Below are 22,835 nucleotides of genomic sequence, written 5' to 3'. Positions count from 1 at the left end.
AAATATTCTATTCATTTTTTAGTTATTTCGGAAACTAAAAATTATTGACACTAACTCTATTTTAAAATTTACTATACGGAAAATCCTGAATAACGCTGTGCTCGTCGTTATTTGAAGTATTAATGAAATCAAAACAAGTGAATTTAGCGTTAACGAAATCATAAAATAAATCTTGTAATGTTAAATATTTCAAAATTAGAAATTTAATTTTATTATCATTTTTTTTAGATTTTGATAAGTCAAATCGCTATAAATTGCTTATTTCGCTAGTATTACTAATTTTTTAAAAATATATTTTAAATGTTGTGTATGTTAATTTTATTTAACAACTTTGCGCTTTAATATTAAAATAATCTTAATATGAATTTAAAATTACGCGTAGTAAGTATGGCAGCAGTATTTTTTACTGGATCATTACTTATGGCTCAAACGACACAAAGAGCGAAAAGAGACACTATTACCAGTGAAAAAGCAATTGATGAAGTAGTAGTAACTGGCTATAAGTCTAAAAAAACAGACTTAATCACTCAGGCACAATCAGTTATCGGTGCAGATGAGCTGAAAGCTCAATCAAATACTTTATCCGTAACCAACATGCTTCAGGGTAGAGCTCCAGGTGTACTTGTGCAAACAAATACCGGTCAGCCGGGAAGTGCGGGTATTATTACAGTTAGGGGTTTTTCTAATTTTTCTAATACATCAGCACTGGTAGTAATAGATGGTCAGTATTCATCTGCGGCTCAACTTAATGCTCTTAATCCAAGTCAGGTAGAAAGCGTTGTTGTTTTAAAAGATGCAGCAGCCACCGCTCAGTATGGTTCAAGAGCATCTGCGGGTGTAATTGTAGTTACTACAAAACGTGGTGAGAAAGGAAAAACGAGATTTACTTTAGAATCCAGATATGGAACATCAAAAAAGATTTCTAACGATCAAATGAATTTCCAACTGATGGATGCTGCTCAGAAATTGTCTTACGAAAATGCTATTTCTCCATTTGTTGGAAATACGCCTAAGACAGCTGCACAGGTTGCAACATTAACAGCGAATAACCATGATTGGGAGAAAGATATATTAAAAAATTCTGGTGAAGAATCTTATTTAGTAACTGCAAGTGGTGGAACTGATAAAGGCTTATACTACTATTCATTGGGTTATGATCATAATTCAGGAATTGTTCGCTTTTTAGATGCGCTTAAGCGGTATACTGGTAGAGTGAATTTTGAAAATTCTTTATCTGATAAATTTAAAATGGGTATGAATGCCGATTTTAGTTTTCAGGTTACACAAAATCAGAGAGATTTAAATAATGCTCAGAATCCGTTTGGCTTTCTTTACCGTGCAAATTCGTACGATCCGGTATTTAATCCGGATGGAACATACAATTTATCTGCGGCAGGATTTCCTGTGTTGGAAGCTTTGCAAACGAATCCAAATAGAAATAAGAATTTACGGGTAAATGGTAATATATATGGGCAATACAAGATTTACAAGGATCTAACATTTAAAACAACGTTTTCAAATACATTTGCGCTACTTAAAGGTTTGTCCATTATTCAGCCAAAATCCTATCTAGACAATGCATTGGGTTATAACGGACAGGTAACACAATCCAGCAATGATCTTTATTATCTTACAGCCAATCAAAGGTTGGATTATATAAAAGATCTTGGCCTTCACCATGTTGAATTGACAGCTTTTTACGAATACAATAAAGAGAGAACAAATCTACTAAGTGCCACAGGTAGAAATTACCGCACACCAGGTTTAGATGTTCTATCTAATATGGTTACTCCTTTTGCAACAACAAGTTCACAAACAAGCACAGTAAGAACTGCAGTTGCCGGATTACTAGATTATAATTACGATTCCCGCTATATTTTAAGTGGATCCGTGAGAAGAGACGGTAGCTCCAGATTTGGATTGAATGAACAATTCGGAACATTTGGTAGTGGAAGTGTCGCTTGGAATGTCGCGAAAGAGAGTTTTTTAGATGGTTCTAAATTAAACAGCTTAAAATTAAGAGCATCTTATGGTATAGCAGGGAATGATGCTCCGATTCCAGATTATGTAAACCAACCATACGTAGCTTTTGGTTTGTATGGACCAAGTGCAACAACTGTTGTTCCAACGACTGTAGGTAATACTAATGTTAAATGGGAACGTGTAGCAATAACCAATTTAGGTTTAGATTTCGATTACGCACGAAGATTTAAAGGGTCGGTTGAAGTTTTTAGAAATCAGAGAAGAGACTTTTTGCAGTTGATTCCGTACGATAGACAACAAGGTAGTTATACAGTATATGATAATGCAGGAGATTTAGAAAATAAAGGGATTGAAGTAGATCTTTCTGCCGATGTTATCAAAACGCAAGACCTGAATTTTCAATTAAGAGGAAATTTTTCACATGTTGAAAACAAAATTTTAGCGCTTCGTGAAGGCGAAACGGAAAGAAATATTGGTAACAATAATAAATTGAAAGTTGGTGAAACGCCTTATTACTTTAGAATGGTAAAATATGCAGGTGTAAATTCTGCTAATGGTGACGCTTTGTATTACACTAATCGTACAACTGCGAATCCTGGTGAAACTTTTTCTACAGTAAATGGGATGACAGTTACTAATCTGTATACTGGAAGTGATATACAAGATATCACCAATAAATCACCGTATCCAAAAATATTTGGTGGTTTTGGAGGGACAATTTCATATAAGAATTTTGATATCACTGCAGATTTCACATATAAAGCAGGCGGCTATTCAGCAAATTATGAAGCTCTTAATTTACTTGACTCTTCACAATTCGCCACACAAAAGAGAGTTGATGCTGCGAATTACTGGAAAAATCCGGGTGATACAAATGTTCTTGCTAAACCTAGCGTAAATGGTATATATTTCACAGATTATTTCCTACAAAAAACAGATTACATAAGATTTAGGAGCTTAAATGTTGGTTATACTTTTAATAAAAAGTTTTTGGGTGAGAATGTTCCAATTAATTCATTCAGAGTTTATGCGCAGGCGCAAAATCTATTCTTGTGGACAAAGTATGAAGGTGACCCGGAAGTCGCGGCAGGTTCGGGAGAAGGAAATGCAGATGTTCCTAATTCATATACCTTATACACATATCCTACAACCAGAACTGTAACAGTAGGCTTTGAAGTACAATTTTAAATATAATAATAATGAAAAATAACATAGTAAAAATAATTTTATTTGGAGTTGCCGCTACAAGTGTGCTATCTTCATGTGACAGAGAACTTGTGCAAGTTTCATCAACTCAAGTTGCCTCAGCAACTGCATTTACGAGCTCAGCAAATTTCACACAGGCAATAAATGGTGCATACACCGCTATTAAAGGCTCAGGATACTTTTCCACAGACACTGGTAATCAATTAATCTTGCCGGACTTAACAACAGATAATTTAATTTTAAATCCTGAAGGAAGACAAAGCAATGGCCTTGCTTACAACTGGGGATTTTCTAATGATAATGGATCAGTTACTGGTTTATTCAATCAGGCGTATTTTGTCATTTCACGAGCGAATTTACCATTACTTTATTTAAATAACCTTCCGGCAGATGCATTTAGAAATAATATTGAAGGACAGGCTAGAGCTGTGAGAGCAGCAGCGCATTTTGATTTAGTGCGTGCATACTGTAAAATTCCGACACAATCCTCAGATGCGAAAGCTTCTTTAGGTATCGCATACATCAGTGCATTTGCGCCTGATGATAATACAGCTACAAGAAATTTAACAGTTGATCAGGTTTATTTAAAAATTATTGATGATCTTAAATTTGCAGCTGCTAATATTACTGATAATCCAACCGATAAATCTAAATTCAACAAAGCTGCTGTGAATGGGTTATTGTCAAGAGTGTATTTGTATTATGGAGATTATCCCAATGCTATTCTTTATGGTAATTTATGTATTGCAGCATCTCCATCAGTAGGATCTATCAGTAACTTCAGTTCAGTATGGAGTTCAAATAACACAGACGGTGTGCTTTTAAAAATTCTAAATTCTGTTAATGAAGCCATTTCTACAGGTGTTGCATATCAGCAATTCGCAACAGCAACCGGCGGAAACATTAGATCTGAGTATGTTGTGCCTAAATCATTGAATGATTTATTCGCAGCAAATGATATAAGAAAATCTGCCTATATCAGAACAAGTACTTATGTAAGCGGATCAACAAATGTTGTAAGAAATAATGTTATAAAATATGCGGTAAATACTGGCGGTGCAACCGCTTTGAACGTAATAGAACCAAAGTATTTAAGAACGGCTGAGGTTTACTTAAATGTTGCTGAAGCAGCCGCTAGAACAGGCACTAACGATGCGTTGGCAAATTCCTTGCTTAACACTTTGAAGGCACAAAGATATAGCGGTTACGTGCCGGTTACATTAACGGGTGCCGCACTTTTAAATGAAATTTTGCTTCAAAGAAGATTAGAACTTGCATTTGAAAACGACAGATTTTTTACTCTTAAAAGATTAGGCTTACCTATGCAAAGAACAGGTGAAGGTGCAAATATTGATGGTACAGGTATTCCTGCAACAGTTCAACTTATTGCTCCTTCAAACACAAAATGGCAATGGCCAATACCAATCAGCGCAATTAATATTAATCCAAAAATTGTTCAGAATCCTGGATATTAACATTAGTATTTTAAATTTTTAATTAACCACTCTTTTTAAGAGTGGTTTTTTTATTGTCTTCCATTTCTTTACATTTGTACTCCAATTACATTTGATGAAATATCTTTTTTTGAGTCTATTTTTTTGCCTTTCCTTAAAAGCGCAGGTCATTAATAAAACCGATGGCAATCAGGTGAAATCCAGCGACACTTTGGTAATAGATGCCGGAGTAAAAGATTCGCTCAAAATATTTAAACCAACCATTAATGATTACCTCTATCAGACGCAGTTATCTGAAAAGAAAATTTTTGACACAGTTCTTTCACAAAATAAAACTTTCATTTTTTCCCAATATAATAATCAGGATAATTTTGGTAAAATTCAATTTGCGAATATTGGATCAGGTTTTCAAAATATGGTTTATAGCGTAAATTCTGAGAAAAATTTAAGCTTATTGCCAGAAAATAAATCCTTCACTATTTTAAAGATCGATGATATAAAATACTACGATGTAAAAACGCCGACTGCCGCTTTCATCTATCATAATGCGGTAAATAATGGCGCTGTTTTAAATTCAACCTACACTCAAAATATCGGAGCAAGATTTAATTTTGCGATCGATTATTTTGGCTTAAGATCACTTGGAAATTATCAAAATAGTTTAGCGGCAAATAATAATACCTCAGTTTCCGCACATTACATTTCAAAAAATAAACGCTATCAGCTTTTTGCGCATTACATTAGCCAAAATGTGAATAATCAGGAATATGGCGGTATTACAGATGTGGGATTATTTTTAGCTGGCGACAGTAGATTTAGCGATAGACAAAATTTTCAGGTTAATTTACTTAATTCAAATAGTGAATTTCGATACAGAAGATATTATTTAAGTCAGGAATTTGCACCATTTAATGTAGAGAAATATCCATTTAAAATTAGAAATACCACTTTTAGTCAGGTAAATAAATATTATTTTGGAAGGGTTTTAGAGCCTTTTTATTTCAGTTCTCCTAATGATCTGATTCCTAATTTTCCTCCTTTCACTAAAAAATACTCTCAGAATTTTAGTAACACGACAAGTCTGGTTTTTGATAAAGAAAAATTTAAATTCGATGCCGGTCTTCGTTATCAAAAAATCAAAACAGGTGCGACACCCGGAGTAATCTCAGATCTGTACATAATTCCTACCGATATTTCTGAAAACAGAATTGGTGCAGTTGGAAATCTTCAAATAAAACTAATTAACAGGATTGATCTCAAATCATTTTTTGAATTTTCTCAGGGCAGCGCTTTCGGAACATTTATTAAATCAGAGAATTTACTAAGTGTAGAGCCAATAAATGGTTATAAAGTTGACGCTCACGTTAATTTTCAATCCTCTTCACCAACATTTAATCTGCTGGAAAATACTTCTGTTTATCGTAAATTTAATTACTATTTAAAAGATGCTAATAATGAAACGGTAACAGACATCGGTGGAAAAATAAATTTAAAATGGTTCAATGCGCAGCTTTTTGGTAATTACTACAGAATTGACAATTATACCTACCTTGATGCAAATGCGCAGCCGCAGCAAAGTGGCACATCGCTTAATATTTCGAAAGTTGGTGGAGAAGCAACATTAGATTATTCTAAATTTCATCTCAATGGAAAAGTACTTTTTCAGAGTGCTTTAACTAATAAAGATCTTCTGCCCATGCCCAATTTCATCGGAAGAGCGAATATTTATTATCAAACAAAAGCTTTTAAAAACGCGGCGGAAATTCAGGCAGGCGTGAAGGTCTATTACTTTTCAAAATTTGCTTCACGAGAATATTTTCCAATTTTAAATGAATTTATTTTACCCGACTCCAATTCAACTTCTATTGGAGGGCAACCAATTGCAGATGGCTACATTAATTTTAAAGTAAAAAGATTGATCTTTTTTGTGGAAGCACAGCATTTTGACACTACATTTTCTCAAAATAAATCGTTCACGGCGCCGGATTATCCATTGTATGATTTCAGGTTAAATCTTGGAATTGTGTGGTATTTGTTTAATTAAGATTAAAAGATCTTATTTCCTTTAAAAAATAATATTTTGAAAAAAAAATCCAGTTTAAATTTTACGGAAATCAATTCAATCCCGCAGCTCATCAAAGATTTTTTGAATGATAAATTCCCGGAATTTCGTGAAGATTCATTTAGCCTGGATAATTTTAAAGAAAAAATAGAAAATAAAAGGAATAATTTTTCCGATAAAACCCGTAGAAATCTTTGTAATGTTTTAGAAACTCAGCTTCAGGATCTTAATTTATCCCAATCTCAGCAGGAAAACCTTTCTTTACTTCAAAATAAAAATACTTTAACCGTCACGACTGGCCATCAGCTAAATCTTTTTAGCGGACCGGTATTTTTCGTGTACAAAATTCTGCAAACTATAAAAACGGCAGTCTATTTAAAAAAGAATTTTCCTGAAGATGATTTTGTCCCTGTTTTTTGGATGGCGACTGAAGATCATGATTTTGAAGAGATCAATCACTTTAAAACCAGTAATAATTTTTATGAATTTAAAGCAAATTCCGGTGGCGCAGTAGGTAAAATTAAGTTAGAGGATCTCGCCTTTATTTCTTCCTTTGAAGAGGAATTTAAAGATGATATTTTTGGAACAGAATTAATAATGTTGCTAAAAAAAGCTTATCAAAAGGGTGAAACTTTAACTTCTGCGACAAGATTTTTAGTCAATGAGTTGCTTTCTCATTATGGATTAATAATGATCGACGGCGATGATAAAATTTTAAAAACTGAAATGAAATCAGTTTTCAAAGCCGAATTGCTGACTCAGGATTTATTTAATTATTCTAAAAATGCGATTCAGAAATTAACTGATCTTTATGGAAAAGTTCAGGTAAATCCACGTGAAATTAATTTATTCTATTTGTCTGAAACAAGAAACAGAATAGAATTTGACGGGGAAAATTATTTAGTTTTAGACACAGATTTAAAATTCACTAAAGAAGAAATTTTAGAAGAACTTGAGCAAAATCCGGAAAAATTTAGCCCAAATGCAGTTTTGCGGCCGGCTTTTCAGGAAAGTGTTTTGCCAAATGTTGCCTACATCGGCGGCAATGCGGAAATTATGTATTGGTTGGAACTTAAAGATTTCTTTAAAAAAATAGAATTAGATTTTCCCATTCTTGTACCGAGAAATTCAATGCTTTGGTTATCAGAAAAAGTGTTTTCAAAACTTGATAAACTACATTTAAATATTGCAGATTACTTTAAAAATTTTGACGCATTAGTAAAGGAAAAACTTTTAGAAAATAATGACATATTATCAGAATTAGAAAATACGCACAAAGTTTTAAAACTTCAGTTTAACGCACTAAAAGATGAAGCTGAAAAAACGGATGTTACCTTCCGAAATCTTGTAGAAGCCGAAGAAACGCGTCAGTTGAAATCATTTAGCAGAATGGAAAAACGACTGTTGAGGGCAGAAAAAATAAAGAAATCAGAACTTTTAAATAGAATGGAGCAGTTATTTCTGGATATTCATCCGGGGAAAACCTGGCAGGAACGCGTTTTTAATTTTTCTGTCTTTTTCAGCACTTCAGGAAAAGAATTTATAGATAAATCTTACGAAGAAATGAATGTTGAAAATTCAGAATTAATAATCCTTGAGGTTTAATTTTAAAGACTTATTTTTGTAAAATATTAAGACTATTTAATGATCAAGCAATTCCTTTTTTTATCTGGCCTTTTAGTTAGTTTTGGCGTTTTTGCACAGAAAACACACGTTGTTATTAAAGGTGATAATCCGTATAATATTTCGAAAAAATATGGTATAACCATAGATCAGCTTTATAAACTGAATCTTCAGGCAAAAGGAACGCTAGCTTTGGGAGATGTTTTAAAAATTGATGCAAATACTACAAAAACTGCTGTAATATCTCCTTCAGTGTCAAGTAAATCTACAGGCAAAATCGTTTTGTTACCGAAACAAACTGTTTATGGCATAACAAAACAATATCATATTTCAGAGGCAGATTTGCGTAATTTGAATCCAAATCTTGATGCGAATATGAAGATTGGCGACGAAGTTATTTTGCCGTCAAATTTAATTTCAAAATACGCTGGAAGTCAACCTTTGGCTTCTGCCCAAACAAATGTTGTAAATCCTCAGGAAAATGTAGCTGAAACACCGAAAGTAACTTCAGAAAATTCATATACCGTAGAAGCGAAAGATAATTATTACAGGATTACCCGTAAATTTAATCTTACACAAAATGAGCTTTTTGCTCTAAATCCACAGCTTGAACAAAGTGGTTTAAAGCCAGGGAATGTGATCATCATAAAGGGTGCGGGACAGGAAATTTCTGACAAAGAATCAAAAAATACACAGAAAGCAGCAAAAGTTGAAGTTGAAAGTTCCGCTTCTTCTGTAAATACCCGAGTTTCAAGTTCTGACGATTTTGTCACTTACACAGTATTAAAAGATGATACGGTTTTTGGAATTTTAAATAAATTTGGAATTTCTCTTGATGAACTTATTTCCTTAAATCCTGAATTATCGCAAGGTTTAAAATCTGGAATGGTTTTAAAAATAAAAAAATTAGAACCTGGTTATGAGAAAAAAGCAGGTGATGCGTTGAACGTGGTTTTAATGTTGCCTTTTGGTTTTGATTCCAATGATTCAAAATACAGAAGTCTGTCTTTCGATTTTCTGACGGGCGCTAAGTTAGCGATTGAAAGAAATGTGAAAGCAGGTCAAAAATTAGACATAAAAGTAATTGATGCCGGCAACGAAAAGTCCTTTAAAAACAGTTTAACTCAGATTAATCCGGACAACACGGATCTGATCATAGGACCGTTTTTTAAATCAAGTGTTTTGGAAGTTTTGGATTTTGTGAAAAAACAGAATATTCCTGTTGTTGCGCCGTTTGCAAATTCTGCAGATCTTTACGATTATAGCAATCTTGTGATCATAGAAACCAATGATAATGTCTACGCGGATAGAATTGCAAAAGAAGTGAAAGATGTTTTTTCTGATCAAAAAATTTATATTGTAGCAGATCAGGATAAAATTCAGGCCAATTATATTAAAAATAATTTGGAGAAAAATTTAAAAACTCCAAATATTGTTATAGTTAATTCATCTTCAGAAATTTCTGTTGATAAGAATATGATGACTGGTCAGTCTGCGCCGGTGATTGCTATATTAGCTACAGATGACGAAAGTACAGGCGCGGCATTTGCTCAAAAAATGATTGAGATCTCGAAGCTTGCATCTGGTACAAAATCTTTTAGTATGTATTATAACAGTGCTTTCGAGAAAAATGTTGATGATCTGAGTGAGGCAAATCTCGTTTATTTAATGGATAGAAAGATCGTGACAGACGGAACTTTTGAAAAAGAAGTTTTAGCAGATTATAAGCTGAAATATTGTAAATCTCCGTCAAAATATTCTGTTATTGGTTTTGATGTTGTAAATGATATTTTGAGCAGAGAAAATAAAAAAGGAGAGCTTTTCAAGCAAATGGGAAAAGTGCAAACGCAGCTTGCAACAAAGTTCGAATTTGTACGAACAAAACCGAACGGTGCTTATCAAAACACAGGCTACCGCGTTGTAAGATTAATGCCACAAAATTAAGACTATTTTAAAAAATTTATGAAAGCACTTGTATTCCCGGGACAGGGCTCGCAATATGTGGGTATGGGAAAAGATCTGTATGAAGTCCGAAAAGACATCAAAGACCTGATGGACAGTGCTAATGGCATTTTAGGGTTTGATATTCTTTCAGTTATGTTTAATGGATCAGAAGAAGACCTTAAAAAAACGCAGGTGACACAGCCCGCAATTTTCATTCATTCCGTTGCAGCGGTAAAAGCAGCTTATACAATAGGCGCTGAAATGGTTGCAGGACATTCGCTGGGAGAGTTTTCCGCATTGGTCGCAAACGGCGTTTTATCTTTCGAAGATGGATTAAAATTAGTTTCTGCCCGTGCTAAAGCAATGCAGGAAGCCTGTGATGCAAATCCAAGTTCAATGGCAGCAATTTTAGGATTGCCGGATGAGAAAGTAGAAGAAATATGTTCAACGATAGACGGTATCGTGGTACCAGCAAATTATAACTGTCCGGGACAATTAGTGATTTCCGGGGAAACAGAAGCTGTTCAAAAAGCTTGTGAGGCTTTAAAAAATGCCGGTGCAAAACGGGCACTTTTATTACCGGTGAACGGGGCATTTCACTCGCCACTAATGGAACCTGCACAGGAAAAGTTAGCCGAAGCAATTGGAAAAACCAAATTTAACAAAGCGACTTTACCTATTTATCAGAATATTTCTACAACGGCAACTACTGATTTAGAAGAGATCAAAAAAAATCTGATCGCCCAAATGACCGCACCTGTAAAATGGACGCAGATCATTCAAAATATGATAAAAGATGGCGCGCACAGATTTGTGGAAGTTGGTCCAGGAAAAACTTTGCAGGGTTTAATAAAGAAAATTGACCCAACGGCAGAAACTTCATCAGCCATCTAGAAAATTTTAAAAGCCGCTTTTTGTGGCTTTTTTTAAATAATTAAACGTGATTTCAAAATCTTATTTTTCACCGGGAAAATTACTGATCACGTCCGAATATTTTGTTTTGGACGGTGCTTTAGCCTTGGCGGTTCCAACTGTCTTAGGTCAGGAAATGTCTGTCAATGAGATATTGAATAATGGAAATACGATTATTTGGGAAGCCTTTCATGAAAATAAATTTTGGCTAAAAGTTAAGATCGATTATGTAAACTGGAAAATTCTGGAAACAAATATTCCATCAGCTGCAGAATTTATTTTAAAAGTTTTTAAAGAAATATATCATTTATCCTCAGAAAAATTCTCCGGAAATTCTTATGAATTTAGAACAAATCTTCAGTTTCCACCAGATTTTGGACTGGGAAGCAGTTCTACTTTAATGAATAATCTTGCGGACTGGGCAAATATAGATGCTTTTTTGCTTAATGAGAAAAGTCTCGGCGGAAGTGGTTACGACATCGCAGTTGCTAAAGAAAAATCTCCAATTTTATTTAAAAAATCTGCTTCAAAATCAGAGATTGAAAAAATTGAATTTAAACCGTGTTTCAGCGATGAGCTTATTTTAGTGCATCTAAATCAAAAACAAGATTCAAGAAAAGGCATTGATCTTTACCGTTCAAAAATTAAATCTGATGGACTTGTCAAAGAATTTTCAGATCTTACTAAAGCAGTTTTAGAAGCAAAAAATATTGATAAATTTTCTGATTTAATGGAAATTCACGAGTCTAAAGTAAGCAGTTTTTTAAATATTAAAACCGTGAAAGAACAATTATTTCCTGATTTGCCGGTCTTTATCAAAAGTTTGGGAGCTTGGGGTGGAGATTTTGTTCTAACTCGCAAATTTCAGAATTATCAAGAATATTTCGCTAAAAAAGGTTTTAATTCTATGTATAAATGGAATGAAATTGTACAATTTTAATTAAATTTTCCATTAAACAGAGGTTTTATTATCTTTAATTGTTTGATTTTTAATAATTTTTACAAATAAAGAATAAATAAAATTTTCCTTAAAAATCTTATTTTCTCATAATGAGAAAAATCAGTAAATAATTCAATGCCACTTTTTCGTAATTACTTAGATTTGTAAGATTACCAAAATCAAACAAATTAAATTAAACTTTTATGAAAAATGTTCATCTTACTAACGATCTTCAAAAATTAGGGATAAAGACGGATCACGAAATCTGCTACAATCCAAGTTATGAAGAACTTTTTCAGGCAGAAATTTCTCCTAAAAATGAAGGTTTTGAAAAAGGTATTGTTACGGAAAGTGGCGCTGTTGCTGTAAAAACAGGAATTTTTACTGGCCGTTCCCCAAAAGACCGTTACATAGTAAAAGATGATATCTCCAAAGACACTATTCATTGGGATGGAAAAGTAAATCTTCCAACAACCACGGAAATCTTTACAGAATGTAAAACAATTGTTGTTGAGCAATTGTCAAAATCTGATAAATTATATATCGTGGATGCGTTTTGCGGGACAAATCCAGATACGCGTTTAAAAGTGAGATTTATAATGGAAGTTGCTTGGCAAGCACATTTTGTGACCAATATGTTTATTCGTCCTTCAGTTTATGAACTCGAAAATTTTGGTGAACCTGATTTTGTGGTAATGAACGGATCAAAAACTACCAATCCAAACTGGGAAAAACAGGGTTTAAATTCAGAAAATTTTGTAATGTTCAGTTTGACGGAAAAAATTCAGATCATTGGCGGTACATGGTACGGCGGCGAAATGAAAAAAGGAATGTTTTCCATGATGAATTATTATTTGCCTTTAAAAGGAATTGCGTCTATGCACTGTTCTGCAAATGTTGGTGAAAAGGGAGATGTAGCCGTGTTTTTCGGACTGTCAGGAACTGGGAAAACAACGCTTTCGGCAGATCCAAAACGTTATTTAATTGGTGATGATGAACATGGTTGGGATAATGATGGTGTTTTTAATTTCGAAGGCGGATGTTATGCGAAAGTAATCGACCTTACTGAAGAAAAAGAACCGGATATCTGGCGCGCCATCAAAAGAGATTCTTTGCTGGAAAACGTAGTAACAGATGAAAATGGAGTAGTTGATTATAAGGATAACTCAATTACAGAAAACACGAGAGTTGCCTACCCAATTTATAATATCAATAAAATCGTGCTTCCATCGAAAGCTGGACACGCAAAAAAAATAATTTACCTTTCGGCCGATGCTTTTGGCGTTTTGCCGCCGGTTTCAATTCTTTCAGATGAGCAGGCGCAATATCATTTTCTTTGCGGTTACACTTCGAAATTAGCGGGAACAGAACTTGGAATTACGGAACCTACACCTTCCTTTTCTCCAGCTTTTGGGGAAGCATTTTTGTCGCTTCATCCCACAATGTACTCAAAAACATTGATCGGTAAAATGAAAGAACATGGCGCAAAAGCTTATTTGGTAAATACCGGCTGGAACGGAACTGGTAATAGAATTTCTTTGAAAGACACGCGCGCAATTATTGACGCAATTTTGGATGGAAGCATTGATAAAGCGGAAAAAGAAACTATTCCTGTAATGAACTTAGACTTTCCGACTTCGCTTCCAAATGTTTCTGAAGGAATTTTAGATCCAAGAAAAACCTATGAAAATTCTGAAAAATGGGAAACTAAAGCTAAAAATCTTGCAGCGCGATACATTCAAAACTTTGAGCAGTACTGCGATACGGAAGAAGGAAAAGCCTTAATCTCCGCAGGTCCGCAATTATAATTTTAAAAGAAAAAGTAAAAAACTGCCTCATAAAAATGAGGCAGTTTTTTTATTTTATTTAAATAAAATTAAAGAAACTAAAGGCTGTTTAGTTTGGTTTCTAATGCTTTTAAATATAAATTTTTTGCTTCTGCTACAAAATCAAAATAAAGATCTGGTTCGATAAGTTCTACTTCCATGAGCAAAAATTGGCCGTTTTTTATTATTCCATCGACTCTTGCATAAAGTAAATCTGAATTAAATTTCTGAATGATTTTTTCGCCTGTTTTTATTAAATCTTCGTTGGGTTTGTATTCTTCATAATGTCCACCAAAAAGAGATTGCACTCGAAAATCACCTTTTTTGGGTGTTTTAATTACAGAATAAACATATTTTCCGTTAAAATATAAAAGTGATATTTCGCCATTCTCTTCTATTTCTGACATAAATGGTTGCATCAAAAAATCCGTTTCTTGAGCTAAACATCTGTATTCTGCTTCAACATCACTTATTTCGTCTTCAGAAAATAATCTGGTTAAATAAGAACCACCAGAAACTGCAGGTTTTATAACCGCTTTTCCCCATTGTTTATCTTTTATGAAACCCAGATCAAAGCGTGTGTTTTTTGGGATAAAAACTGTTGGAATTATTGCAATATCTTGTTTTTCTAAATCTTTTAAATAAAATTTGTGTTGATTGTACTTTATTATTGACAAAGGATTAAGTGTCTTTACGCCCAGTTTTTCGATTAAATTTAACCAGGTGTCAAACTCTTTGGGGTACTCAAAATAATCCCAGATTGTTCTAAAAACAAGACAATCATAAGAGGCCCAATCTACTTTTGGATCATTCCAGATTTCTATTTTTACCTTAAATTTTTCAGGAAGTTGAGATGCTAAAATCTTTTCTTTTTCTAAAATTTCGGGATATTTATTCGAGGTTAAAAATGCAATTTTCATTCAGATCTTTGATATTAATTTAAAAGTCCTAAAACTGCCAAACGATAACCATCCAATCCAAAACCAGAAATAATTCCATTTGAAACTGCCGCCGTTACAGATTTTTGCCGAAATTCTTCCCGCTTGTAAATATTGCTGATGTGAACTTCTATTTTTCTTTTATTGATGTTTTTTAAACAGTCCGAAATAGCGTACGAATAATGCGTAAAAGCACCAGGATTGATAATTAACGCATCAAAATCATCTTCCTGCAAACGGTTAATAATTTCACCTTCAATATTAGATTGAAAGTATAAAAAAGATTCGGTTGTGAATTCAAGTTTTAACTTTTCCAAATAATTTTCCATAGAAACGGAGCCGTAAATTTCTGGTTCACGAGTGCCTAAAAGATTGAGGTTTGGCCCGTTGAGAATAAGAATTTTCATCAAATAATTTTCACAAATATATAAAGTATTATCGGTTGCAAAAAATTTAAAAAAAGCATTTTTTTTAGGTGATGGCGCTACAACTTTTTATTTAAATTCAGTATATTTATCGCGTGAAAATATTCAATAAAATACTCAAATATACGGGCTACTTCCTTGCCTTTCTGATAGTTCTGATCGTAGTGGTGATTTTAAGTTTGCGGATTCCTGCGGTTCAAAATTTTGCAAAAGGTAAACTGGTTACCTATCTTGAAGATAAAATTCATACAAAAGTTAGTCTGGAAAGCGTTTACATTGGTTTTCCGAACAGTATTGTGATGAAAAATCTTTATCTGGAAGGTCAGAAAAAAGACACATTACTTTATGCTAAAAGCGCAGATGTTGGTATTAATTTGCCTAAACTGCTAAAAAGCACCGCAGATATTACATCTGTTGATCTTCAAACTGTGCGCGCCAATGTGGTAAGAAATAAAAACGGCAGTTTTAACTTCGATTATATTTTGAATGCTTTCGCCACAAAAGATGAAGAAAAAACACCTTCGAAGCCATTTATTATTTCTTTAGATAAAATAAAACTCACTGATATTGGCGTTAATTTTAAAGATAATCAGGCAAATAATGATATTAACTTTTACGTAAAATCATTTGACACGCGCGTTAAAACTTTTGATCTTCAGAAAAATAATTACGCCGTAAATAATATTAATGTTGATGGTTTAAAACTAAAACTTAAGCAAGGTTTAATAGAAGAAGTTGGTAAAAAAGTAGTTGAAAAGGTAGATTCTCTCAACGAAAAAGCACCGATGAAACTGGCTTTAAATGAACTAAATCTCACCAATTTCGACATCGATTATGGTGATGAAAATTCAAAAACTTTTGCAAAAATTAAGTTTAAAGAACTGTCTTCAAAGATAAAAAACATTGACCTTCAGAATAATTCTTACAATGTTGGTAATCTTAATCTAAAGGGCGCAAATATAGATGCGAAATTATTTTCTGCTGCTGTGAAGGCCGCATCTAAAGGGAAGGGCGTGCCGGAACCGGAAGTTACGAAAGGAAAATCACTTGGTCTTTTATTGAATAAATTAGTGTTGGATGATGTGAAAGTCGTTTACGATAATACAGCTACAAAGAGAATGTCGCGCGGCATCGATTTTAATCATCTCAATTTTTCTAAGATGAATCTGGAAGTGCGGAATTTTAAAATGAAGAATTCCACTTTTGCCGGAACTGTTAACTCTGCTGAGATTCAGGAGAAAAGTGGTTTAAATATTCAGGAATTTCGAACTGATTTCGTTTACAATGAAAAGCAAGCTTTTCTTAAAGATCTTTATTTGCAAACACCGAAAACAGTGCTTCGCGACGAGCTTGTTTTAAATTATAATTCTTTAGAGCAATTGACTGCAAACCCTGGCGCAATCAAAATTTCCGCAAATATCAAAAATTCTAAAGTTGGATTTTCTGATATTTTAATTTTAGCACAGGCTTTGAGAAATACTGCTCCTTTCAACAAATATCCGAATGCCGTTTTAAATCTCGATACGCGACTTAATGGAACGGTTAATAATTTAAACATTCAAAGTTTGCGAGTTTCCGGGCTTGATCAAATGAAAGTTATCGCGTCAGGAAATATCCGAAATGCGATGCAGCCCGATAAACTTTTTTATGACCTAAAAATTGGGGAACTTTCCTCTTCCGCAAAAACCATTTTTAATCTTATTCCAAAAGGGACAATTCCATCAAATATTGCTTTGCCGTCTTTTTTCAAAATTTCAGGTTTAGCTAAAGGAACAACGAAGAACGTAAACACCAATTTGAAAATCACAACAACGCTTGGAAATGCAGCTGTAAAAGCTTTGGTTGATATGCGTTTAAAAAACAGGGAGAAATATGACGTGGTTGCAAACCTGCAGAATTTAAAGATCGGGCAAATAATTAAAAACAAGGATGTCGGTCCATTCACGGGAAATATTAATGTAAAAGGACAAAGTTTTGATCCAAATAGTGCAAATGCTGTTTTTTCAGGAAACGTAAATTCCGCCGTTTATAAAAATTATAATTATAGAAATATGGCGCTGAACGGTAAAATAAACCGGGGCGCTTATCAGATTAATTTAGATTCGAAGGATCCAAATGCCAATTTGAAATTATATGCTGCGGGAAATTTAAATAACACCAAAGCGATAAAAGTAAATGGCTCGATAATAAAAGTAGATCTGAATAAACTTGGTTTTTATAAAGATCCTTTAATTTTAGCCGGTAAAATTGATGGTGATTTTACAAATTTAGATCCCAATGCGTTGAATGGTTATTTGCATTTAGATGATTTTGCGGTTTCTGATACAAAAGATGTTTATCCATTGCAGCAAATTAATTTAACGGCAGTTTCTAATGAAACAGGTAATCAGCTTTTGTTAAAATCTCAAATTGCCGATCTTGAATTAAATGGAAAATACAAACTGACAGAAATTTTGGCTTCTTTGCAGCAAACTTTAAATCAATATTATGAGTTTCAAAAACCTTCTGCACAAAAACTAAAAATAACGCCAAACCAGTATTTTGATTTTACAGGAAAGATAAAAGATGATAAAATTATAAGAAAATTTGTACCGGAACTTACAAGTTTTGAACCGATCACTATTTCTGGAAATTATGCCGCAGATACTCAAAAATTAAATGTGAAGGGTGAAATTCCAACAGTAATTTATGGCAAAAATTCTGTAAAAAACGCCACTTTAAATATTAATAATCAAGGAAATGCGCTGGTTTATGATGTTAATTTAGCAGAATTTAAAAATGATAATCTCGCGCTTCAAAAAGTGCAGTTGCAAGGTGATGTTCAAAATAACATAATAACTTATAACGCAACGACAAAAGATGAAAAAGACGTTACCAAATTTTTGATTGCCGGTAAACTTCAGAATGAAGGCGATGTTTCAAGATTAAGTTTAAACCCGGACGGATTAAAATTAAATTATGATAATTGGCAAGTCGCGCCAGATAATGTGGTTGAATTTGGAAAAAATGGTATAAATGCACAAAATTTTATACTTTCAAATAATGGAAGTTCAATAAAATTGCAGTCAGAAAATACCTCGCCAAACAGTCCGCTAAATGTGACTTTGACTAATTTCAAGATCGAAACGATCACAGAACTTATTAAAAAAGATTCACTTTTAGCCAAAGGAAATATAAACGGAACAGCTCAAGTTCGCGATTTTAGTAAGAATATGACTTTCACGTCCGATATTAATATTTCTGATCTCGTCGTCTATGGAAGTCCAATCGGAAATATGGCGGTAAAAGTGAAGAATATTTCTCCGAAAGTTTTGCAAGCCGATATTAATTTAAGTGGAAATGATAATGATCTGAAATTGTTCGGAACTTACAATACAGAAGCATCGTCATTAGATATGAATCTTGATATGAATCGTTTACAGATGAAATCTGTTCAGGGTTTTTCACTTAATGCCATCGAAAATGCGGAAGGATTTCTTTCCGGAAACTTGAAAATCAGCGGTACCACAAAAACACCTCAGGTTTTAGGTGCGGTAAAATTTAATGATGTTGGTTTAGGAATTACAAAACTGGGAAGTAAATTTAAAAATATCAATGATGAGATCAGATTTACAAATCAGGGAATTAATTTTGATAAATTTAAAATAAAAGATGACAGCGGAAATCCGTTTGTGATCGACGGCGATATTTTAACCCAAACTTACACTGATTTTAAATTTAATTTAGATCTTAATGCCAACGACTTTAAAGTAGTAGATTCTGAGAAAAAGGAGGATAAATTATTATACGGTATTTTGGCGGTGGATGCAGATCTTCAAGTCAGAGGAAATTTAGACCTTCCGAAAGTGAGTGGTAAATTAGCAGTTACAGATAAAACTGATTTTACATTTGTTTTGCCACAAAGTTCGCCGCAGTTGCAGGCGAGGGAAGGTATTGTAGAATTTATTGATCAGGATCAGATTGCGCTTCAAAACACATTGAAAGCCGATTCTTTAACAAGTCAAACTGCTATTAAAGGTTTGGACGTTAATATTAATATTGAAGTTAATAAAGAAGCGAAAACTTCTATCGTAATTGATAAAGCAAACGGTGATTTTATTGCACTTCAAGGTGAAGCGCAGTTGACAGCAGGCGTTGATCCATCTGGAAAAACTACTTTAGTTGGAGTTTATACCGTTGAAAAGGGAGCATATGAATTATCTGTAAGTGTTTTAAAAAGAAAATTTGAGATTCAAAAAGGTAGTACAATTACCTGGACAGGGGAACCAACTGCGGCACGTTTGGACATAACGGCGAATTATAAAACCAAAGCCGCGCCGTACGATCTAGTGGCGCAACAACTTGGTGCTGCTGTTCCGGCAAGTACTATGAATCAGTTTAAACAGCAGATTCCTTTTAATACTTTGCTAATTTTAAAAGGCGAACTTTTAAAACCACAAATTACGTTTGATATTACAACAGATGAAAACAATACTTCTGTTTCGTCTGAAGTTACCGACGCCGTGACGCAAAAATTAACAGAACTGAAACGCGATGAAGGTGAACTAAATAAACAGGTTTTTGCCTTGCTTTTACTAAACCGTTTTGTGGGTGAAAATCCTTTCGAAAGCACGGGTGGACTTTCTACTGCGACCATCGCAAAACAAAGTGTAAGTAAAATTTTATCTCAACAACTTAATAATCTTGCGGGTGATCTTATTGGTGGCGTTCAGCTTAATTTTGATCTTCAGTCAACGGAAGACTATTCTACAGGTACACAAAATGACCGTACCGATCTAAATATCGGTTTAAGTAAATCTTTCCTTGATGACCGTCTGAAAGTAACTGTTGGAAATAGTTTTGGTGTAGAAGGTGATGCGCGTGCAAACGAAAAAACAAGCAATATTGCAGGTGATCTTACTGTAGATTACGCTCTTTCAAAAGATGGAAGATATGCACTGCGGGCTTATAGAAAAAACGAATATCAGGTTGCGCTTCAGGGACAAATTATTGAAACTGGTGTTGGGTTTATCATTACTTTGGATTATAATAAATTCAGAGAAATTTTTGAAAAGCAAAAAAAAAACAGAGATCAAAAAAATAAAGTAAAGAAGTCTTCTAAATAATGAATTACAGTTTAAAAAAATATATAAAAATAGTATGCGCCATAAGTTTTGCTTTGGCAATATCGGCGTGCAGCAATACTAAATTTTTAGAAAAAGGTCAGTTTCTTTATACGGGAGCAAAAATTGAGGTAAAAAGTGACAGTTTAGGTAAAAAAGAAAAAGGAAATCTGAGTGATGCACTCACAGAGCAACTTCGGCCAAAACCAAATTCCTCATTTTTGGGTTTAAGACCAAGACTTTACATTTATAATATTGCGAAAGAACCAACTAAAGACAAAGGTTTTAAATATTGGCTAAAATATAAAATTGGCGAAAAACCCGTACTTTTATCAAGTGTAGATCAGGAATTTAATAAAAAAATAATCGTTAATTTTTCTGAAAATAAAGGTTATTTTAATGCGCAGGCGAGTTCCGATACTATTTCAAAGAACAAAAAAGCGAAAGTGATCTATACGCTAAAACCTGGTTCCAGATATGTGATCAACAAAGTAACTTTCCCGGCGGATTCTTCTTTGGTAAATAAAGAAATACAGAAAACAAAATCAGAAAGTTTCCTGAAAGTGGGAAATCCATTTGATCTGGATGTGATAAAAGCCGAGCGTGTAAGAATTGATAATAATTTAAAGGAAAAAGGATTTTATTATTTTAGTCCGGACGCTATAATAGTTCAGGCTGACAGTACGGTCACTAACAAACAAAAAGTTGAATTGTTTGTAAAATTAAAAAGTACGACACCAAAACTGGCAAAAGAACAGTTCACAATTGATAAAACGATCGTATTTCCTGATTATAATCTTCAGGATGTTAAGAAAGGAAAATATGGTGTTCCGATGCTCACAGATTCAATCGAACTCTATAAAGATCTGTATATTGTTGATCCTGAGAAGAAATTTAAACCAAGGGTTTTTGACCGCGCATTATACTTTAATAAAGGAGATCTTTATAACCGCACAGATCATAATTTATCCTTAAACAGACTGATCAGTTTGGGCGTATTTAAATTTGTAAAAAATGAATTTGTCATTTCAGATTCTCTAAATCATAAATTTGATGCTTATTATTTATTGACACCAAATAAATTTCAGAGTTTACGTCTTGAAACTTTAGGTAAAACAAATTCTGCCAATTACACAGGTGCTGAATTAAATTTAAACTACACGCACCACAATTTTTTAAGAGGAGCAGAACAATTTAAAGGTTCCGTTTTCGGTGGTTTTGATGTGCAGTTTGGTGGTCCGAAAGATGCCAATAATATTATCAGATTAGGTACAAAAGCGGAGTTGTCGATCCCAAGAATTGTAGCGCCATTTACATTTAATACTTCCGGAGCTTACGTACCAAGAACAAATTTTTCCCTTGCCTACGAATTTTTGAACCGCACGCAGCTTTACACCTTAAATAATTTTACAGCAACTGCAGGTTATTTGTGGAAAGAAAACGAACGGAAAGAACATGAACTTAATGTTGTAAATATCACCTACGTTTCACCTCAAAATGTAACTGATAAATACCAACAGCAAATTGACGGCTATTTTGATCCTGTGACAAAACAAAATATTCCGGCAAATCCTTCTCTGCAAAGAGTTATTGATAAACAGCTGATTTTTGGACCAACGTACAGTTATACTTTTACCAATACGATGCTGCAGAAAAAAAATACAGTTTATTTTAAAGGTTCCGCAGATCTTGCTGGTAATGTAACAGGTTTATTAAGCGGTGCTGACGCTAAAGCAGGTAATAGAAAAATAATCGGCGGTATTCCTTTTAGCCAGTATGTAAAAGTAGAAGGTGATTTTCGGGATTATTTTAAAATTAATACAAAAACAACTATCGCTTCACGGTTGATCGTCGGCCTTGGACTTCCTTACGGTAATTCTGTACAGATGCCGTATTCAAAACAATTTTTTGTAGGTGGAAGCAACAGTATCAGAGCATTTAGAGCTCGAACTTTAGGGCCGGGAAGTTATGATCCAAGATCGCAGCCAGCTTCATTTTTCTTTGATGAATCCGGCGATATTAAACTTGAATTTAATACAGAATACCGCGCTAATATTTATAAATTTTTGAATGTCGCAGCTTTCGTAGATGCCGGAAATGTTTGGCTTTTAAATAAAGATTCTACAAAACCAGGCGGCCAGTTTACAAAAGATTTTCTAAGTGAGGTAGCTGTTGGTGCCGGTTTAGGTTTGAGACTGGATTTTAATATTCTTGTCTTAAGGTTAGATCTTGCCACGCCTTTACGGATTCCTTATTATGAAAAAGGTGATCGCTGGACTTTTGATAAAATGGATTTTGGCGACAAGCAATACCGAAAAGATAACTTAATACTCAATATTGCGATTGGTTATCCTTTTTAGATTAAATTTAACATAGAAAAAACTCATTTCCAGAATTGGAAATGAGTTTTTTTTTAATAT

Annotated in this window: 12 protein-coding genes; 10 read left to right on the top strand and 2 right to left on the bottom strand. The window is 33.6% G+C overall.

The features are described 5' to 3' along the window. Nucleotides 1–360 precede the first annotated feature (360 nt). The 8 genes from BM238_RS08840 (at nt 361) to pckA (ending at nt 13,932) form a co-directional block, all read left to right on the top strand. A complete protein-coding gene (locus tag BM238_RS08840) occupies nt 361–3,171 on the top strand; it encodes a SusC/RagA family TonB-linked outer membrane protein (protein WP_090079976.1) in 2,811 nt (936 codons plus the stop codon). A gap of 62 nt (nt 3,172–3,233) precedes the next feature. Then, nucleotides 3,234–4,664, top strand: coding sequence for a RagB/SusD family nutrient uptake outer membrane protein (locus BM238_RS08835; protein ID WP_177205451.1), 1,431 nt, complete (start codon nt 3,234–3,236; stop codon nt 4,662–4,664). A gap of 94 nt (nt 4,665–4,758) precedes the next feature. Continuing rightward, nucleotides 4,759–6,687, top strand: coding sequence for a putative porin (locus tag BM238_RS08830; RefSeq protein WP_090079972.1), 1,929 nt, complete (start codon nt 4,759–4,761; stop codon nt 6,685–6,687). A gap of 36 nt (nt 6,688–6,723) precedes the next feature. Continuing rightward, on the top strand, nt 6,724–8,310 hold the full coding sequence (gene bshC, locus BM238_RS08825; RefSeq protein WP_177205450.1) for a bacillithiol biosynthesis cysteine-adding enzyme BshC: 1,587 nt from the start codon (nt 6,724–6,726) through the stop codon (nt 8,308–8,310). A gap of 39 nt (nt 8,311–8,349) precedes the next feature. Further along, nucleotides 8,350–10,272: a LysM peptidoglycan-binding domain-containing protein gene (locus tag BM238_RS08820; RefSeq protein WP_090079968.1), complete on the top strand. Its 1,923-nt coding sequence runs from the start codon at nt 8,350–8,352 to the stop codon at nt 10,270–10,272. Between the two features lie 18 nt (nt 10,273–10,290). Further along, nucleotides 10,291–11,166 carry an ACP S-malonyltransferase gene (gene fabD / locus BM238_RS08815; protein ID WP_090079967.1) on the top strand — a complete coding sequence of 292 codons (876 nt, stop codon included), beginning with the start codon at nt 10,291–10,293 and terminating at the stop codon, nt 11,164–11,166. 46 nt (nt 11,167–11,212) lie between these two features. After that, nucleotides 11,213–12,124 (top strand): GYDIA family GHMP kinase, encoded by a 912-nt coding sequence (locus BM238_RS08810; RefSeq protein ID WP_090079965.1) that lies wholly within the window; start codon nt 11,213–11,215, stop codon nt 12,122–12,124. Nucleotides 12,125–12,327: 203 nt separating this feature from the next. Next, the gene (pckA, locus tag BM238_RS08805) at nt 12,328–13,932 is read left to right on the top strand and encodes a phosphoenolpyruvate carboxykinase (ATP) (protein WP_090079963.1); all 1,605 of its coding nucleotides are present in this window, start codon (nt 12,328–12,330) and stop codon (nt 13,930–13,932) included. 77 nt (nt 13,933–14,009) lie between these two features. On the opposite strand, the gene BM238_RS08800 is transcribed toward pckA, so the two are convergent. Next, nucleotides 14,010–14,870 (bottom strand): ATP-grasp domain-containing protein, encoded by an 861-nt coding sequence (locus BM238_RS08800; RefSeq protein WP_090079961.1) that lies wholly within the window; start codon nt 14,868–14,870, stop codon nt 14,010–14,012. Nucleotides 14,871–14,884: 14 nt separating this feature from the next. Further along, complete coding sequence (locus BM238_RS08795) at nt 14,885–15,295, bottom strand: type II 3-dehydroquinate dehydratase (RefSeq protein WP_090079958.1); 411 nt, start codon at nt 15,293–15,295, stop codon at nt 14,885–14,887. A 119-nt stretch (nt 15,296–15,414) separates the two neighbouring features. Between BM238_RS08795 and BM238_RS08790 the strand changes: the two genes are divergently transcribed. Together BM238_RS08790 and tamL are read left to right on the top strand one after the other, a co-directional pair. After that, nucleotides 15,415–20,418 (top strand): translocation/assembly module TamB domain-containing protein, encoded by a 5,004-nt coding sequence (locus BM238_RS08790; RefSeq protein ID WP_233741947.1) that lies wholly within the window; start codon nt 15,415–15,417, stop codon nt 20,416–20,418. Then, nucleotides 20,418–22,775, top strand: coding sequence for a translocation and assembly module lipoprotein TamL (gene tamL, locus BM238_RS08785; RefSeq protein WP_090079956.1), 2,358 nt, complete (start codon nt 20,418–20,420; stop codon nt 22,773–22,775). The genes BM238_RS08790 and tamL overlap by 1 nt, the downstream gene beginning before the upstream one ends. The last annotated feature ends 60 nt before the right edge of the window (nt 22,776–22,835 follow it).

It is taken from the genome of Halpernia frigidisoli, assembly GCF_900113805.1.
Taxonomy (GTDB): domain Bacteria; phylum Bacteroidota; class Bacteroidia; order Flavobacteriales; family Weeksellaceae; genus Halpernia; species Halpernia frigidisoli.
Note: the sequence above shows the minus strand (reverse complement) of the source record. Positions and strands in the feature narration are given on the sequence as shown.

Excerpts from the sequence above, each read along its gene's own strand:
- BM238_RS08840 (WP_090079976.1), top strand. The coding sequence starts at position 361 with ATGAATTTAAAATTACGCGTAGTAAGTATGGCAGCAGTATTTTTTACT.
- BM238_RS08830 (WP_090079972.1), top strand. The coding sequence starts at position 4,759 with ATGAAATATCTTTTTTTGAGTCTATTTTTTTGCCTTTCCTTAAAAGCG.
- BM238_RS08820 (WP_090079968.1), top strand. The coding sequence starts at position 8,350 with ATGATCAAGCAATTCCTTTTTTTATCTGGCCTTTTAGTTAGTTTTGGC.
- fabD (WP_090079967.1), top strand. The coding sequence starts at position 10,291 with ATGAAAGCACTTGTATTCCCGGGACAGGGCTCGCAATATGTGGGTATG.
- pckA (WP_090079963.1), top strand. The coding sequence starts at position 12,328 with ATGAAAAATGTTCATCTTACTAACGATCTTCAAAAATTAGGGATAAAG.
- BM238_RS08800 (WP_090079961.1), bottom strand. The coding sequence starts at position 14,870 with ATGAAAATTGCATTTTTAACCTCGAATAAATATCCCGAAATTTTAGAA.
- BM238_RS08795 (WP_090079958.1), bottom strand. The coding sequence starts at position 15,295 with ATGAAAATTCTTATTCTCAACGGGCCAAACCTCAATCTTTTAGGCACT.
- tamL (WP_090079956.1), top strand. The coding sequence starts at position 20,418 with ATGAATTACAGTTTAAAAAAATATATAAAAATAGTATGCGCCATAAGT.